Source organism: Limnohabitans sp. DM1, assembly GCF_001269385.1.
GTDB lineage: Bacteria > Pseudomonadota > Gammaproteobacteria > Burkholderiales > Burkholderiaceae_C > Limnohabitans_A.
This window is the reverse complement of record NZ_CXOO01000011.1, coordinates 58,857-74,016: the sequence shown is the minus strand read 5'-3', so window position 1 is coordinate 74,016 and position 15,160 is coordinate 58,857. Positions and strand designations below refer to the sequence as shown.

Here is a 15,160-nt window from a genome sequence, read left to right as displayed (position 1 = left end):
GGACGGCTAGCCCATGAACCCGCAACACGCTGTTCGCTCCGTTTCATTCCAGGGCTCCCGCCTGGCACGCTGGCTGTTGAAGCTGCTGGGCTGGAAGCTGGAGTTCGAGGGCTTTCCCACGCTTCAGGGCGTGGCCATCGTCTACCCCCATACCAGCAACTGGGACTTTCCAATTGGTATTTTGGCCAAGTGGGGCCTGGGCATTCCGGCCAAATTCTGGGCCAAGGATTCGCTGTTCAAGTTTCCGGTGTTTGGTGCCTGGCTGCGCTGGGTCGGGGGCTTGCCGATTGACCGCAGCTCGCCCAAAGGCGTGGTGGGCGACATGGTGGAACTGTTCGAGCAGTACAAAAGGTCAGGGCGCTTGCTGTGGCTGGGCCTGGCCCCGGAAGGCACGCGCAGCCTGACCCCCGGCTGGCGCAGCGGTTTTTACCAAGTGGCCCTGAAGGCCGATGTGCCCCTGGTGCTGGTCAAGTTTGATTGGGGGCGACGTACCTTTTCCCTCATGGATGTCTATCAGCTGACGGGCCGTGTAGAAGAGGACTACGCTCATATGGCTCAGGTTTTTAAGGGGGTTCAAGGCTTTCATGAACAGCAAATGGGGCCCGTGCAACCTTGGCTTGGCACGGCTTTGCCAGCACCCACAGAATCCAACAAAGGTCATTCATGAACGACATTTTTGATTTGAACGCCGCCCGCCAGTACCTGGTGAACTTGCAGTCCAGCATCACCCAGGCTTTGACAGACATGGACGGCACGCCCTTCTTGGTGGACCACTGGCAAAAGGAACCCGGCGACAAGCTGCAAGGCCAGGGCATCACGCAGATTTTGGAAGGTGGCCCGATTTTTGAGCGCGCTGGCTGCGGTTTTTCTCATGTGACCGGACCGCAATTGCCGCCCTCTGCCACACAGCACCGCCCCGAGTTGGCTGGTTGTGCCTTTGAGGCCATGGGGGTGTCCTTGGTGTTTCATCCGCGCAACCCCTACGTGCCCACGGTGCACATGAATGTGCGCATGATCGCTGCCAAGCCCGAAGGCAAGGCCCCTGTGGCCTGGTTTGGGGGCGGGATGGATCTGACCCCCTACTACGGGTTTGACGAAGATGCGGTGCATTTCCATCAGACCTGCAAGGATGCGCTGGCCCCATTTGGCGAAGGCCTGCACCCGCGCTTCAAGACCTGGTGTGACGACTATTTTTGCAACAAGCACCGCCATGAGCAGCGCGGTGTGGGCGGCATTTTCTTTGACGATTTTTCCGAATTGGGCATGGACCAGAGCTTTGCCATGTTGCAAAGCGTGGGCAACGCTTTGCTGAGCGCCTACATGCCGATCGTGCAGCGCCGCAAGGACATGGCTTATGGCGAGCGTGAGCGCGACTTTCAGCTCTATCGCCGGGGCCGCTATGTCGAGTTCAACCTGGTCTGGGACCGGGGCACCCATTTCGGCTTGCAGTCGGGCGGGCGCACCGAATCCATCTTGCTGTCCATGCCGCCGGAAGTGCGTTGGTCTTACCAGCGGCAAGATCCGCCGGATTCGCACGAAGCGCGTTTGCTCAGCCACTTTCTGGTGCCCAAGGATTGGGTTTGACGCAAGCGCCCTGTGTACAGCGCCTGGGCGTATTTGGCGGGGCGTTTGACCCCCCGCATCAGGCCCATGTGGCGCTGGTGCAGGCGGCACTGACCCAGTTGCAACTCGACCAGGTCCGTGTTTTGCCCACAGGGCAGGCCTGGCACAAAACCCGCACTTTGAGTGAAGCAGCACATCGCCTGGCCATGACCCGATTGGCCTTTGAAGGGCAAAGCCGGGTCGTGGTGGATGATCGTGAAATCATGCGTTTGGGCCCCAGTTACACCGTGGACACCTTGCATGAGTTGCAGACCGAGTTTCCGCAGGCACAGCTTTATTTGTTGCTCGGCAATGACCAGCGGCGCTCTTTAGCGGCTTGGCACCAGATCGAGGAAATCGGCCGCATCGCTATAATCTGCGCCGCAAGCCGTGATACAGGCGTCAAGGCCTGGAGCGATTCCGGCTCCACCCCTTCACAGCCCCTTTCTGACGCCATCGAAGCGCGCATTCAGATTTTGAACATGCCGCTGATGCCCCACAGCGCCACGGACATCCGTGTGCTCGTGGCCACAGACCAAGCAATTTCAGGTCTGGTGCCCACCGCTGTTGAACGCTATATTCACGAACACCACCTCTACAGGCCCCATTGATGACCGAAACTGCTGCCAAAAAAGACACCCAAAAACTCCAGCGTGCCATTGTGGACGCGCTGGAAGATGTGAAAGCCCAGGACATTCAGGTGTTTGACACCGAACACCTTTCCCCCTTGTTTGAGCGCGTGATCATTGCCTCGGGCACTTCCAATCGCCAGACCAAGGCCTTGGCCGCGAGTGTGCGCGACAAGGTGCGTGAAGCCGGTTTTGGCAAGCCCCGAATGGAAGGCGAAGACAACGGCGAGTGGATCATCGTGGACTGCGGTCAAGCCGTGGCGCACATCATGCAACCCACCATCCGCACGTATTACAACCTCGAAGAAATCTGGGGTGGCACACCGGTGCGCCTGAAGTTCGGTGCGCCCAAGCCTGTGGCGGCTGCCGAGGTCAAAGGCCACATCAAAAATTCGGTGGCCAAAAAATCAAGCGTCAAAGCCAGCGCCAAGACCGGTGCAGCCAAAACCACTTCAGCAAAAACTGCTGCGGCCAAACCAGCAGCCAAACCCGTCAGCAAGGCCAAGCCCGCCTTGAAAGCCCCGGTCAAATCGGCCAAGCCAGCAGCCAAATCTGCGGCCAAGCCGTCTGCCAAGTCAGAGGCCAAGCCAGCGACCAAAACCAGCAAACCCACCGTGAAGACGGTAGGCAAACCAACGGCCAAGCCAGCAGCCAAATCGGCAGCCAAACCCGCCACGAAAACAGCGGCCAAAAAGGCGCCAGCGCGCAAGGCCGTGCAAGCTGCGACCCGTCGCAAAGCCGATTGATCTTGCATGAAGCTGCTGATCGTTGCGGTCGGCCTGCGCGTGCCCGAATGGGCGCAAACCGCCTGGGACGACTACGCCAAACGTTTTCCGCCTGAGCTCAAGGTTGAGCTCAAGGCCGTGAAAACCGAGCCTCGGGGCTCGAAAACCCTGCCTAACCTGTACGCCGCAGAGCGCCAGCGCATCGAAGCGGCCATACCTCGTGGCACCCGCATTGTGGTGCTCGACGAGCGTGGCACCCACCTGACCACACAGGCCCTGGCCACACGGCTGACCAGTTGGCAGCTCAGTGGTGACGATGTGGCCTTGGTTATTGGAGGCCCCGACGGGCTGGAGCCCGAGTTCCGCCAAGCGGCACACGAGCGCATTCGCTTGTCAGACATGACATTGCCCCACGCCATGGCCCGGGTGCTCTTGATAGAGCAGCTTTACAGGGCCTGGTCAATCAACGCCAACCATCCCTACCACCGCGAATGAGCGACTTCATTTATCTGGCATCCCAAAGCCCACGGCGCAGCCAATTGCTGGATCAAATCGGCGTGGCCCACCAACTGCTTTTGGCGGGTCCTGATGAAGACGCCGAGTCTTTGGAAGCGGTGCGCGATGCAGAAGCGCCTGGGCGTTATGTGGCGCGTGTCACGGGCCTCAAACTGGATGCGGCTGTGCAACGTTTGAAACGCCAAGGCCTGCCCGCAGCGCCGGTGTTGTGCGCTGACACCACCGTGTGCTTGGGCCGTGACATTTTGGGCAAACCGGCTGACGAAGCCGATGCGGTGCGCATCCTCAAGCGGTTGGCGGGCCAATCTCACCGGGTGTTGACCGCTGTCGCGGTACAAAAAGGCAAGCAGAGGGTGGCCGCGGTGTCCGAGTCGTGGGTACGTTTTGCGCCCATGACCGCCGCGCAGATCAAGGCCTATGTGGCCACGGGCGAGCCTCTTGGCAAGGCCGGGGCTTATGGCGTACAGGGCAGGGCAGCTGCCCACATTGAGCAGATCCGAGGCAGTTATTCAGGCATCATGGGCTTGCCGCTGTTTGAGACCGCTGCTTTGTTGCGCTCGCTGGGTGTGCGCTGTTGAGCCTGTCATGACCGTTTGTCGTGTCTTCGTGCCGTTATGGATGCGAGGTGATCAAGCGCGGGTGTGTGCTGTTTCGCGGATGTCCTTGATTTCAACTGTTCCCTTCTGATTACCCACCATGCAACAAGATATTTTGGTCAATTGGTCGCCCCAGGAAACCCGGGTGGCGGTGGTGGAGTTTGGCGCGGTGCAGGAGCTGCACGTTGAGCGCACGCTCGAGCGCGGTTTGGTGGGCAATGTCTACTTGGGCAAGGTGGCCCGCGTCTTGCCTGGCATGCAATCGGCCTTCATTGACATTGGTCTGGGCAAAGCGGCTTTTTTGCATGTGGCCGATGTGTGGCAAAAGCACGCCGAAGGCGAGGCCGCAGCCGCCCGCACGGGCCAGCCACTGGTGCCGATCGAAAAGCAGGTGTTTGAGGGCCGCGCCATCATGGTGCAAGTCATCAAGGACCCGATGGGCACCAAGGGGGCGAGGCTTTCAACGCAGATCAGCATCGCGGGCCGTCATCTGGTCTTTTTGCCGCAAGACGATCACATTGGCGTGTCGCAAAAAATCCCCTCTGAGCAGCGCGATGCTTTGCGCAAACGCGTGCAGGCCTTGGCCGGGCCGGCAGGTGGCGGCTTCATTTTGCGCACCAATGCAGAGGACTCCAGCGACGAAGAGCTGCAAGACGACATCACCTATTTGCGCAAGACCTGGGCACGCATCAAGGAGGCTTCGATGCGCCTGCCGCCGCCCTCCTTGCTGCACCAGGACTTGACGCTGTTGCAGCGCGTCTTGCGAGATCTGGTGGGGGAGGCCACACAAAGCATTCGCATTGACTCTCAAGAGCAATTTGGCAAGTTGGTCGAGTTTGGCCGTGAGTTCATGCCCAAAGCCGCCGAGCGTTTGCAGCACTACAAGGGCGAGCGCCCGATTTTTGACCTGTATGCCATTGACGAGGAAATCGCCAAGGCGCTGGGGCGTCGGGTGGACTTGAAGTCTGGTGGCTACCTGATCATCGACCAGACCGAAGCGCTGACCACGGTGGACGTGAATACGGGTGGTTATGTGGGGGCGCGCAACTTTGAGGACACGATTTTCAAAACCAATCTGGAAGCGTCACAGGCCATAGCACGGCAATTGCGGCTGCGCAATCTTGGGGGCATCATCATTGCCGACTTCATTGACATGTCCCGTGCTGAACACAAGGATGAGGTGCTGGCCGAGTTTCGCAAGCAACTGGCGCGCGACCGCGTCAAGACGATGGCGGGGGGCTTTTCCTCATTGGGCCTGCTGGAGATGACGCGCAAGCGCACCCGCGAATCCCTGGCCCACATGCTGTGCGAGCCGTGCCCCAGCTGCCAGGGCAAGGGGATTGTCAAAACCCCGCGTTCGGTGGCCTATGACATCCTGCGCGAAATCCTGCGTGAGGCTCGGCAGTTCAATCCGCGAGAGTTCCGGGTCGTGGCAGCGCCAGCGGTGATTGATTTGTTGCTCGACGAAGAAAGCCAGCACCTGGCCGGTTTGTCGGACTTCATTGCCAAACCGATATCCCTGCAAGTCGAGGCCTCCATGGGGCCCGAGCAGTACGACATCGTGTTGATGTGAGTTGAATCGGTGGTTGGTGGGTGCCCAGGCGAAATGAGACTGCTTGCGGTGCCCTTTGAGAGGCAGCTTGCATTTATGAAGGCTTGTTGTCTTCGCCCGTGATCCACTCACCCCGGTTGTGCAGCCTGGCGTAGGCACCGCCTGCGGCCAGCAGTGCAGCCGGTGCGCCTTGTTCCACGATGCGGCCCTTGTCCATGACCACCACCCTGTTTGCGTGCTCGATGGTGGACAGTCGGTGCGCCACGATCAGTGTGGTGCGGCCCTTCATGAGTTGCTGCAAGGCTTCTTGCACCAGGCGCTCGGAGGCATTGTCCAAGGCCGACGTGGCCTCGTCCAAAATCAAAATCGGCGCGTCTTTGTACAGGGCTCTGGCAATCGCCAGGCGTTGGCGCTGACCGCCAGACAACTCGCCCGCGTTGTGGCCGAGCAGGGTGTCCATGCCCTGGGGCAGTTGCGCCACATGGCCCGATAAATTGGCCGCTTCCAGGCATGACTGGATACGCGCACGATCCTGGACTTGGCCCAGGCAGACGTTGGCCGCCAAGGTATCGTTGAGCATGACCACATCCTGGCTGACCATCGCCATTTGTCGGCGCAAACTGGCCAGTTGCCACTCTTCAAGTGGCACGCCATCGAGCAACACCTGACCGGCAGTGGCTTGAACAAAACGGGGCAACAGTTGCACCAGGGTGGTTTTGCCTGCCCCAGAGGTTCCCACCAGCGCCACGGTTTCGCCCGGTTGCACCAACAGATCGACACCGCTTAATGCCGGAGCGCTGTCGGGGTTGAACTGCACATGCACGGCTTTCCACTCGATGGCGCCTTGGGCTTTGTCCACCTGGTGTTGGCCCTGTGTTTCGGCCGGTGCATCGCTGAGCAAAGCCAGACAGCGCTCCAGCGCGGCCAGTCCACGGGTGAGCGGGTTGGCCACATCGGCCAGACGTTTGATGGGGGCCACCATCATGAGCATGGCGCTGATGAAGGCGACAAAGCCGCCCACGGTGGCACCAGAAGCCCCGCTTTTGCTTTGCATCAGGGCGATCACCAGAACCACCGACAGGGCGATGGCGGCGAGGATCTGGGTCAAAGGTGCGATGGCCGCAGATGAGGCGGTCGATTTCAGAGCCAGCCGTCTGAGCTGGTGGCCAAGGCTTGCGAATCGGTTCATTTGCTGGGTTTGAGCGCCATGTAACCGAACCATGCGGTGCACCAGCACGTTTTCTTCCACCACATAGGCCAGATCATCGGTGGCTTGCTGGCCTGCCTTGGTCAGCCTGTAAAGCCGTTTGGACAGCACTTTCATGGTCCAACTCAAGGCCGGAGCCACGGTGAACACCACCAGGGTCAGTTTCCAGTTGATCCACATGAGAAAGCCGACAAAGGCCAGCAAAGTGAAGCTGTCCCGGGCCAGGCCAATGAGGGCAGATATCAGCTGGTTGGTGCCGTTTTGCACTTCGTAGACCACGGTGTTGGACAAGGCACTGGCCGATTGGCGGCCAAACAAGCTGATGTCGGCGCGCAACAACTGGGCAAACATGTCTTTGCGCAGGTTTTCCATGCCATCGTTGGTGATGCGTGCCAGGGCATATTGCCCGACAAAGTGTGCGATGCCTCTGAGGGTGAACAAACCGATCACGGCGATCGGGATGGACCACCAGGGCAGGCTGTTTTCAGTGAAGCCTTTGTCCAGCAAGGGCTGAAACAGCGCCGGTATCAAGGGCTCTGTCAGCGCCCCTACCAGCGTGGCCATGGTGGCCACCGTCCAGATGCCACGTTGCTTGGCAAAGTAGGGGGCCAGGCGGACCAGTCGGCTGCGGATGGTCTGGGGGGGGCGTTCGGGGGTATTTGGCGTCATGGGCGCTTTGATTGTAAGCAGGGCATTCCTGGCCACTGAGCGATTTGGGCCTGCGCAGGCGCAACAGCAGCCTTTTTTGACCGTAACAAGGCGTGTGCATCCTGCCAATGGGGCATCTTGACGGTGTACGATCGGGCCTTCGAATTTTGTCCACAACGCTGCTGCCCCTATGAAGCTTTTTTTGCTGCACTTGAGCCCGTCTGGCGGCTTGTTCAAATGGTTGATGGCCTTGTGTCTGGCGGGCGGCATGAGTGTGTCAGCTCAGGCCGAGTTTCGCGTCGAAGTCACGGGCGTAGGCATGACGCAGTTGCCCGTGGTGATCGCGCCATTCAAAGGTGAAGCGACAGCGCCACAGAAATTTGCCAGCATTGTGCAAAATGATCTGGAGCGCAGTGGTCAGTTCAAAGGCTTGGCGTTTGGCAGCGTCCAGCTCGATGAAATGAGTCGTCCCGATTGGTCTGCATTGCGGCAGTTGTCAGCTGAGGCTTTGTTGGCTGGCTCCATCACCCGTTTGGCCGATGGCCGCTATGACGTGCGCGCACGCCTGTGGGATGCGGTCAAGGGTCAGGAAAAAGCCGATTACAAAGACACGGTGGTGGCCGCCGATTTGCGTTTGTCGGCACACCGTGTGGCCGACTGGGCTTATCAGCAGTTGACCGGCTTGCCGGGTGTTTTTGCCACCCGCATCACCTATGTCACCAAGACCTCAGGCAGATACACCCTGTGGATTGCCGACTCCGATGGTGAAGGGGCCAAGTCTGCCTTGATGAGTCCGGAGCCCATCATTTCGCCCGTCTGGTCACCCAGCGGCACACAGTTGGCTTATGTGTCGTTTGAGTCGCGCAAACCCGTGGTTTATGTGCACGAGCTGGCCACGGGCCAACGCCGCGCCGTGGCCAACTTCAAGGGCTCCAACAGCGCCCCCACCTGGGCGCCCGATGGCAAGTCTTTGGTGGCCACACTGAGCCGCGATGGCGGATCGCAACTGTTTCGCATCGATCTGGCCGGGGGCGAGCCGCGCCGCTTGACGCAGGCGGGCAGCATCAACACCGAGCCTGTTTTCTCGCCAGATGGCACTGCCCTGTATTTCGTCAGCGACCGAGGTGGCAGCCCACAGATTTATCGCATGCCTTCGCAAGGCGGCCCGGCTGAACGGGTGACTTTTTCGGGCAGCTACAACATATCGCCTGCCGTCAGCATGGATGGCCGCTGGCTGGCCTACATCTCGCGTATCGGTGGGCAATTTCGCCTGCACCTGATGGACGTGAATTCGGGGCAAGTCACGGCGCTGTCTGACACATCGGCCGATGAACGCCCGAGCTTTGCACCCAACAGCCGCCTGGTGATGTATGCCACGGTGCAGCAAGGTCGCGAGGCCCTGATGACCACCACCTTGGACGGGCGCATCCGTGCCCGGCTGGCGGGGCAGGGCGGTGACATTCGGGAGCCCCATTGGGGCCCGATGTGGAAATGAGTTAGAGGCATTTGTTTTTTATCAATGAGGTGGACTATGAAGAAAATTTGGGCGGGTATGTTGTTGGCAGCGTTGTTGGCCGGTTGTTCATCGGGGGTGAAGTTGGATGAGGTGCCCGTCGAAGACAAATCTGCTCGCGCTCCTTCAGGGGTGACCGCAAAAGGCGTGGACATGAGTTCGCAAACAGGTGTGTCCAATGTCAATGCTGACAAAGTCGGTTCCGGCATCGGGCCTGCGGGTGTTGCGCATGTGGTCTATTTCGATTACGACAGCTTTGTCGTGCGTGCAGACGCTCGTCCGGTGATTGAAAGCCACGCGCGATTCCTGCAAGCCAACAAGCAACGCAAGGCCAATTTGGAAGGTCATACCGACGAGCGCGGTGGCCGCGAGTACAACTTGGCGCTGGGACAAAAACGAGCCGAGGCCGTGCGCCAGGCCCTGACCTTGCTTGGGGTCCCGGACAGCCAATTGGAGGCAGTGAGTTACGGCAAGGAAAAGCTGGCTGCCCAAGGCGCCACCGAGTTGGATTATGCGAAAAACCGTCGCGTTGAAATCAGGTATTGATGGCCATGAGCACGCTTTTGAATGCCGCGCGCACATTCAGCCGCGCACCTTGCCGCCCAGGCCTTCGTTGGGGGGTGGCTTTGTCTTTGGCCGGTGTGCTGGGCACCGCTCAGGCGGGTCTGTTTGAAGACGATGACGCGCGCCGCGCCATTTTGGAGTTGCGCCAGCGTCTGGAGCAAACCAGCAAATCCTTGGGGGAAGAAAACGCCCAATTGCGCCGTTCACTGCTGGATTTTCAGGCGCAAATAGACGCCCTGAAAGCCGACGTTTCACAAGGCCGGGGTGCCCAAGAGCGTTTGGCGCGAGATGTTACGGATGTCCAGCTGCGGCAAAAAGACATCCAATCGGGCCTGGACGAGCGCTTGCGCCGCTTCGAGCCCCTCAAAGTCTCGGTCGACGGCAGGGAGTTCATGGCCGAACCGGCTGAAAAGCGTGAATTCGAGGCGGCCATGGAGATCTTCCGAAAAGGTGATTTCGCAGCAGCCCAAAGTGCTTTGGGTCAGTTTGTCCAGCGGTACAGCCAAAGTGGTTATCTGCCCTCGGCCCTTTTCTGGCTGGGCAATGCGCAATACGCCACCAAGGCCTACAAAGAGTCTTTGGGGCATTTCCAGCGCATGCTCAATGAAGCTCCGGCTCACCCCCGCGCACCCGAGGCCCTGTTGGCCATCTCGAACGTGCAATTGGAGCTCAAAGACGTCAAGGCTGCCCGTAAAACGCTGGAGGATTTGATCAAGGCTTATCCCAGCTCAGAAACCGCTGGCACGGCCCGGGATCGTTTGTCGCGCCTGCGCTGATGGAGCGATTTTTTTGATCTCCTTGGCACCATTGCAGACCCAAAGTCTGGTGGTCACAGTTTTGTCACTCTTGCTGGGTTTGATGGCGGGGGTGGTGTTGCACCGCAGTCATTTTTGCACCATGGGGGCCTTGAGTGATCTGGTCATCATGGGTGCCACCCACCGCTTGCGCCAATGGGGGTTGGCTGTGGCTGTGGCTATTTTGGGCGTAGGCGCCATGTCGGGGCTCGGCTGGATCAGCCCCATGAACACGGTTTACGCAGCTGACCGATTGCCATGGCTGTCTTTCGGTCTGGGTGGCATGCTGTTTGGTGTCGGCATGGTGTTGGCGTCGGGTTGCGCCAGCAAAGCGCTGGTGCGCTTGGGGGCGGGCAACCTGAAATCGCTGGTGGTTTTGATGGTCATGGGCATCAGCGCCTTGGCCACCATGCGCGGCTTGCCTGCGGTGTGGCGGGTGCAATACCTGGACCCCGTGGCCTGGTCACTGCCTCACGGGGCCTTCGCCGGTCAGTCGCTGTCTTCTTGGATGGGCTGGGGATTGCCGGTGTCTTGGGCAGTGGCGGCAGGACTGGTCGGCCTTGCTTTGGCGGGCTGGGTGTTCAAAGAACACTCTTTCAGACAAGCGCGTGGATTTTCGGGCGGTTTGGGGGTGGGCGCCATCCTCGTCGGCGTGTGGTGGGTCAGTGGTGTGGTGGGTTTTGTGCCTGAACACCCGGACACCCTCGAAGCGGTCTTTTTGGGCACCGCCAGTGGCCGCATGGAGGGCATGAGTTTCACCGCACCCGTGGCCATGTGGTGGGACGCCTTCATGTATTTCAGTGACGGCAGCAAGCGCGTGAGCACGGGCATGGTGTTGGCACTGGGGGTGTTGCTGGGGGCTTTTGCCAGCGCCAAACTCGACGGCAGTTTTCGTTGGGAGGGCTTTTCTAGGACCGACGATCTCGCCCGGCACCTGCTGGGTGGCGCCTTGATGGGCGTGGGCGGGGTAATGGCCATGGGCTGCACCATTGGTCAAGGCTTGTCTGGCCTGTCGACCCTGAGTTGGGGCAGTCAGGTGGCAGTGGGCGGCATCGTTTTGGGCGCCTGGCTGGCCTTGAAATGGCAGCTGTATCGTGCGGAGCGCCTGGCATGACAGCCCTTGTCGAGTCAGATGAAGCCCGCCGTTTTGGTGGCCTGAGCCGTTTGTATGGTGTGCTGGGTGCGCAGCGCATACGTCAGGCCCATGTTGTCGTCGTGGGCATCGGCGGGGTCGGGTCTTGGGCGGCTGAAGCACTGGCTCGCAGTGGCGTGGCCCGTTTGACGCTCATCGACATGGACCACATCGCCGAGTCCAACATCAACCGCCAAATTCATGCCCTGACCCACACCACCGGGCAGGCCAAAGTTCAGGCCATGCGTGAGCGCATTGCCGCGATCCACCCGCAGTGTCATGTGGATGCAGTGGATGATTTCGTTTCACCTGAAAACTGGCCAGCACTGCTGCCCAGCGTGCCCGATGCCGTGATTGACGCCTGTGATCAGGTCAAGGCCAAGGTGTGCATGGCGCAATGGGCGCTTGAAAACCGCATCGGATTTGTGACCGTGGGCGCAGCAGGTGGCAAGCGTTTGGCGCACAAAGTGGATATCGATGATTTGGCCAACATCACGCACGACCCCTTGCTGGCGCAAGTGCGCTACCGTTTGCGCAAACACCATGGTGCAGCCCGCGATGGCAAACGCATGGGCATTCGTGGCGTGTTCAGCCGTGAATCTGTGGCCCCGCCTGATGCGTCTTGCGCCATCGAAGGTGATGGCTCTTTGAACTGTCACGGCTACGGATCAGTGGTCAGTGTGACCGCCACATTTGGCATGTGCGCAGCCTCTGAAATTTTGAACTTTTTGGCAACTTCGCTCGGGAAGCCCTGAAAAAGACGCTATAATTTGAGTCTTGCTGCCGTGCACCGCAATGCAGCAAAGGGACCATAGCTCAGTTGGTAGAGCAGCGGACTTTTAATCCGTTTGTCGTGGGTTCGACCCCCGCTGGTCCCACCAAATTTAAAAGCACTTTGTATTTCGGTACAAAGTGCTTTTTTCATTGTTTCTTCACGGATGGGCGCATTTCACGCAAACCCATCGGAAAGCGCCCCGACATGTCTGCCGAATCGAACATCCAAAATGAATTGAAAAAAATGGTGCTGTGCGAACCTTGCACCGGCATCCAGCGCAATTGGCGCAAGGCCCCTGGCCACGCTGAACTCGTTCAAGGCAGCAACCGCAAAGAGTCCCGAGAAACCGGCCAGGTGACCATCACCCGTTACCGCTGCGACCGCTGCGGCACATCGTGGGAATACGAAAACAACAAAGCGGACCAGCATGCGGGCTGGTCAGTTGTGGGGGGCTGATCGAACGCCTTGGGGAATTCGGGGTCAAGTGTAGGTCGTTGGCTTCAGCCCCGACATGCCGCCTGTGCTGGACCGATAAATGTCGGGTTGAAGGTGTTGATCTAACGGCCCCGGTTTTTCTACCCTTGTTGTCCGGAAAACAAGGCACGACACCTGCGGCGTTAAAGCTGGCCATATCACGCATCAGCGCTGGTAAATGCTTCGCACCGTGCCTATAGATTCGGCCCGATGAAGTCTGAGCCGTGTGTTGCCAGTTGGGGAGGATTTTGTGGGAGCTTGCCAGCCAAGCGAAAAGCCTGTGGTCCACAAGCGGCTGATCGCCAGCAGGGCTAGCTCCCACAAGGTGCAAGATTGAAGTCACCCTGCAGACTTCAAAGGGCCGGATCAATAGAAGGGCGCGACTGTGGGCGGCTTAAGCCGTTTCTTCCAGCAGCTGCGTCAACTCCAGCCAGCGCTCTTCCAGGGTGGTGAACTCATCGCTGAGCGCTTTGAGTTTGCGTCCTGCATCCGCGATGTCAGCAGGGGACAGCGGGGTGCTCAAGAGCTGCTCCAAGGCGCTCTTTTCGGCCTCAATGTTGGCCATGCGCTGCTCGTTTTGCTCCAGCTCTTTTTTCAGTGGCCGTGTTTGCGCGGCCAGTTGTTGACGCCGCTGGGCGTCTTGCTTGCGTTGTTCGGCGCTGCTCAGGGCGGGTGTGGCAGGGCTGCTGGCAGCGGCCACGGGTGCAGGCGCGGGCACTTCGGCGACCACGAGCGCTTGCGTGGGTGCTACCACTGATACGGCATTTTTCGCCGAGTTTTTGGCCGCTTCGCGCAAGCGTTTGGATTCTTCCAGCAAATACTTCTGGTAGTCGTCCAGGTCGCCGTCAAAGGGCTCGACCTTGCCACGGCCCACCATCCAGAACTCGTCGCACACGGCGCGCAACAACGCACGGTCGTGGCTGACCAGCATGACGGTGCCTTCGAACTCGTTGAGCGCCATGGACAGCGCTTCGCGGGTGGCCAGGTCCAGGTGGTTGGTGGGCTCGTCCAGCAGCAAAAGGTTAGGGCGCTGCCACACGATCATGGCCAGCACCAGACGGGCTTTTTCGCCGCCGCTCATGGTGCCCACAGCCTGCTTGACCATGTCGCCCGTGAAGTTGAAAGTGCCCAGGTAGTTGCGCAAATCCTGCTCGCGGCTGGGCTCGCCGCTGTTTGGGCCCAGCTCTTTGGCCAGGCGGATCATGTGCTCCAGCGGGTTGTCTTGCGGGTGCAGCACATCGAGTTCTTGCTGGGCAAAGTAGCCGATGTTCAGGCCTTTGCCCTCAGTCAGCGTGCCCGCCAGCAGTGGCATGGTGTGGGCGATGGTTTTGACCAAGGTCGATTTGCCCTGGCCGTTCGCGCCCAAAATGCCGATGCGCTGGCCGGCCAGCACCGATTTGCTCACGCCTTGCAAAATGGCTTTGGGTTCCTCGTCCACGATGTAGCCAAAGCTCGCCTCGCTGATCGCCAGCATCGGGTTGGGCAGGTTGTTGGGTTCTTTGAAGCCGAAGGTGAACTCGGCATCGGCCAGCAGAGGGGCCACTTTTTCCATGCGCTCGAGCGCCTTGACCCGGCTTTGCGCCTGCTTGGCCTTGCTGGCCTGCGCCTTGAAGCGGTTGATGAACTTTTGCAGGTGGGCGATTTTGTCTTGCTGCTTGGCAAACGAGGCCTGTTGCAGCTCCATTTGCTGGGCGCGCAGGATTTCAAAGCCGCTGTAGTTGCTGCCGTAACGGGTCAGTTTGGCGTGGTCGATGTGCAGGGTGACGTTGGTCACCGCGTCCAGAAATTCTCGGTCGTGGCTGATCACGATCATGGTGCCCGCGTAGCGTTGCAGCCAGGCTTCCAGCCAAACCAGGGCGTCCAAGTCCAAGTGGTTGGTGGGTTCGTCGAGCAGCAGAATGTCGGACGGGCACATCAGCGCCCGGGCCAGCTGCAAGCGCATGCGCCAGCCGCCCGAAAAACTGTTGACCGGGTTGTTGAGTTCATCGACCCGAAAACCCAATCCCAAGATCAAGGCTTCGGCGCGGGGCAGGGCGTCGTGGTCGCCTGCGTCGGCCAGGTCGGTGTACACATGGGCCATCTCCATGCCGTCGCCACTGGCTTCGGCAGCCACGAGGCGCTGGCGCAGTTCGGCCAGGCGGGTGTCGCCTTCCAGAACAAACTCAGACGCTGGTTGATCGGTCTCAGGCATGTTCTGCGCGACCTGACCCATGCGCCAGGCTTTGGGCATGTCAAAGTCGCCGCCGTCCTCGTGCAGCGTGCCGTTGAACAGCGCAAACAGGGTGGATTTGCCCGCGCCGTTGCGCCCGACCAGACCGACCTTTTCTCCGGGGTTGAGGGTGACCGAAGCTTGGTCCAGTAGCACCTTGGTGCCTCGGCGGAGGGTGACGTTTTTGAGGTTGATCATGAAAAAGCAGTGACCGGACAGGTTCC

15 protein-coding genes and 1 tRNA gene are annotated in these 15,160 nt (G+C 59.8%); 14 read left to right on the top strand and 2 right to left on the bottom strand.

The annotated features are described in order from the left end of the window. The first annotated feature begins 13 nt into the window (after positions 1 to 13). From AMM33_RS03555 to rng, 7 genes are all read left to right on the top strand, one after another. Entirely contained in the window at positions 14 to 667 is a 654-nt protein-coding gene (locus tag AMM33_RS03555; protein WP_228767940.1) for a 1-acyl-sn-glycerol-3-phosphate acyltransferase, read from the top strand. Then, positions 664 to 1,584, top strand: coding sequence for an oxygen-dependent coproporphyrinogen oxidase (gene hemF / locus AMM33_RS03550; protein WP_090138899.1), 921 nt, complete (start codon positions 664 to 666; stop codon positions 1,582 to 1,584). The genes AMM33_RS03555 and hemF overlap by 4 nt, the downstream gene beginning before the upstream one ends. Continuing rightward, complete coding sequence (nadD, locus tag AMM33_RS03545) at positions 1,581 to 2,213, top strand: nicotinate-nucleotide adenylyltransferase (RefSeq protein WP_369802398.1); 633 nt, start codon at positions 1,581 to 1,583, stop codon at positions 2,211 to 2,213. The genes hemF and nadD overlap by 4 nt, the downstream gene beginning before the upstream one ends. After that, the gene (gene rsfS, locus AMM33_RS03540; protein ID WP_090138895.1) at positions 2,213 to 2,977 is read left to right on the top strand and encodes a ribosome silencing factor; all 765 of its coding nucleotides are present in this window, start codon (positions 2,213 to 2,215) and stop codon (positions 2,975 to 2,977) included. Before nadD ends, rsfS begins: the two co-directional genes overlap by 1 nt. Positions 2,978 to 2,983: 6 nt before the next feature. Continuing rightward, on the top strand, positions 2,984 to 3,451 hold the full coding sequence (rlmH, locus tag AMM33_RS03535) for a 23S rRNA (pseudouridine(1915)-N(3))-methyltransferase RlmH (RefSeq protein WP_090138893.1): 468 nt from the start codon (positions 2,984 to 2,986) through the stop codon (positions 3,449 to 3,451). Continuing rightward, entirely contained in the window at positions 3,448 to 4,050 is a 603-nt protein-coding gene (locus AMM33_RS03530) for a Maf family protein (RefSeq protein WP_090138891.1), read from the top strand. Before rlmH ends, AMM33_RS03530 begins: the two co-directional genes overlap by 4 nt. A 118-nt stretch (positions 4,051 to 4,168) precedes the next feature. Next, positions 4,169 to 5,641 (top strand): ribonuclease G, encoded by a 1,473-nt coding sequence (gene rng / locus AMM33_RS03525; RefSeq protein WP_090138889.1) that lies wholly within the window; start codon positions 4,169 to 4,171, stop codon positions 5,639 to 5,641. A gap of 73 nt (positions 5,642 to 5,714) precedes the next feature. Here the strand turns inward: rng and msbA are convergent, their stop codons facing one another. After that, a complete protein-coding gene (gene msbA / locus AMM33_RS03520; protein ID WP_090138887.1) occupies positions 5,715 to 7,496 on the bottom strand; it encodes a lipid A export permease/ATP-binding protein MsbA in 1,782 nt (593 codons plus the stop codon). Between the two features lie 223 nt (positions 7,497 to 7,719). Here msbA and tolB point away from each other — a divergent pair, with 223 nt between their 5' ends. The 7 genes from tolB (at position 7,720) to AMM33_RS03485 (ending at position 12,709) form a co-directional block, all read left to right on the top strand. Further along, positions 7,720 to 8,970 carry a Tol-Pal system beta propeller repeat protein TolB gene (gene tolB, locus AMM33_RS03515; protein ID WP_228767960.1) on the top strand — a complete coding sequence of 417 codons (1,251 nt, stop codon included), beginning with the start codon at positions 7,720 to 7,722 and terminating at the stop codon, positions 8,968 to 8,970. Between the two features lie 24 nt (positions 8,971 to 8,994). Further along, complete coding sequence (gene pal, locus AMM33_RS03510) at positions 8,995 to 9,534, top strand: peptidoglycan-associated lipoprotein Pal (protein WP_090138883.1); 540 nt, start codon at positions 8,995 to 8,997, stop codon at positions 9,532 to 9,534. 5 nt (positions 9,535 to 9,539) lie between these two features. Further along, entirely contained in the window at positions 9,540 to 10,328 is a 789-nt protein-coding gene (gene ybgF / locus AMM33_RS03505) for a tol-pal system protein YbgF (RefSeq protein WP_090139194.1), read from the top strand. Positions 10,329 to 10,350: 22 nt separating this feature from the next. Next, positions 10,351 to 11,460, top strand: coding sequence for a YeeE/YedE family protein (locus AMM33_RS03500; protein ID WP_369802403.1), 1,110 nt, complete (start codon positions 10,351 to 10,353; stop codon positions 11,458 to 11,460). Beyond that, positions 11,457 to 12,233, top strand: coding sequence for a tRNA threonylcarbamoyladenosine dehydratase (locus tag AMM33_RS03495; protein ID WP_194945211.1), 777 nt, complete (start codon positions 11,457 to 11,459; stop codon positions 12,231 to 12,233). The genes AMM33_RS03500 and AMM33_RS03495 overlap by 4 nt, the downstream gene beginning before the upstream one ends. Positions 12,234 to 12,283: 50 nt before the next feature. Continuing rightward, positions 12,284 to 12,359 (top strand) — tRNA-Lys (locus AMM33_RS03490). A 98-nt stretch (positions 12,360 to 12,457) separates the two neighbouring features. Continuing rightward, a complete protein-coding gene (locus AMM33_RS03485; RefSeq protein WP_090138879.1) occupies positions 12,458 to 12,709 on the top strand; it encodes a hypothetical protein in 252 nt (83 codons plus the stop codon). A 412-nt stretch (positions 12,710 to 13,121) separates the two neighbouring features. Here the strand turns inward: AMM33_RS03485 and AMM33_RS03480 are convergent, their stop codons facing one another. Next, positions 13,122 to 15,134, bottom strand: coding sequence for an ABC-F family ATP-binding cassette domain-containing protein (locus tag AMM33_RS03480; protein ID WP_090138877.1), 2,013 nt, complete (start codon positions 15,132 to 15,134; stop codon positions 13,122 to 13,124). Between the last annotated feature and the right edge of the window lie 26 nt (positions 15,135 to 15,160).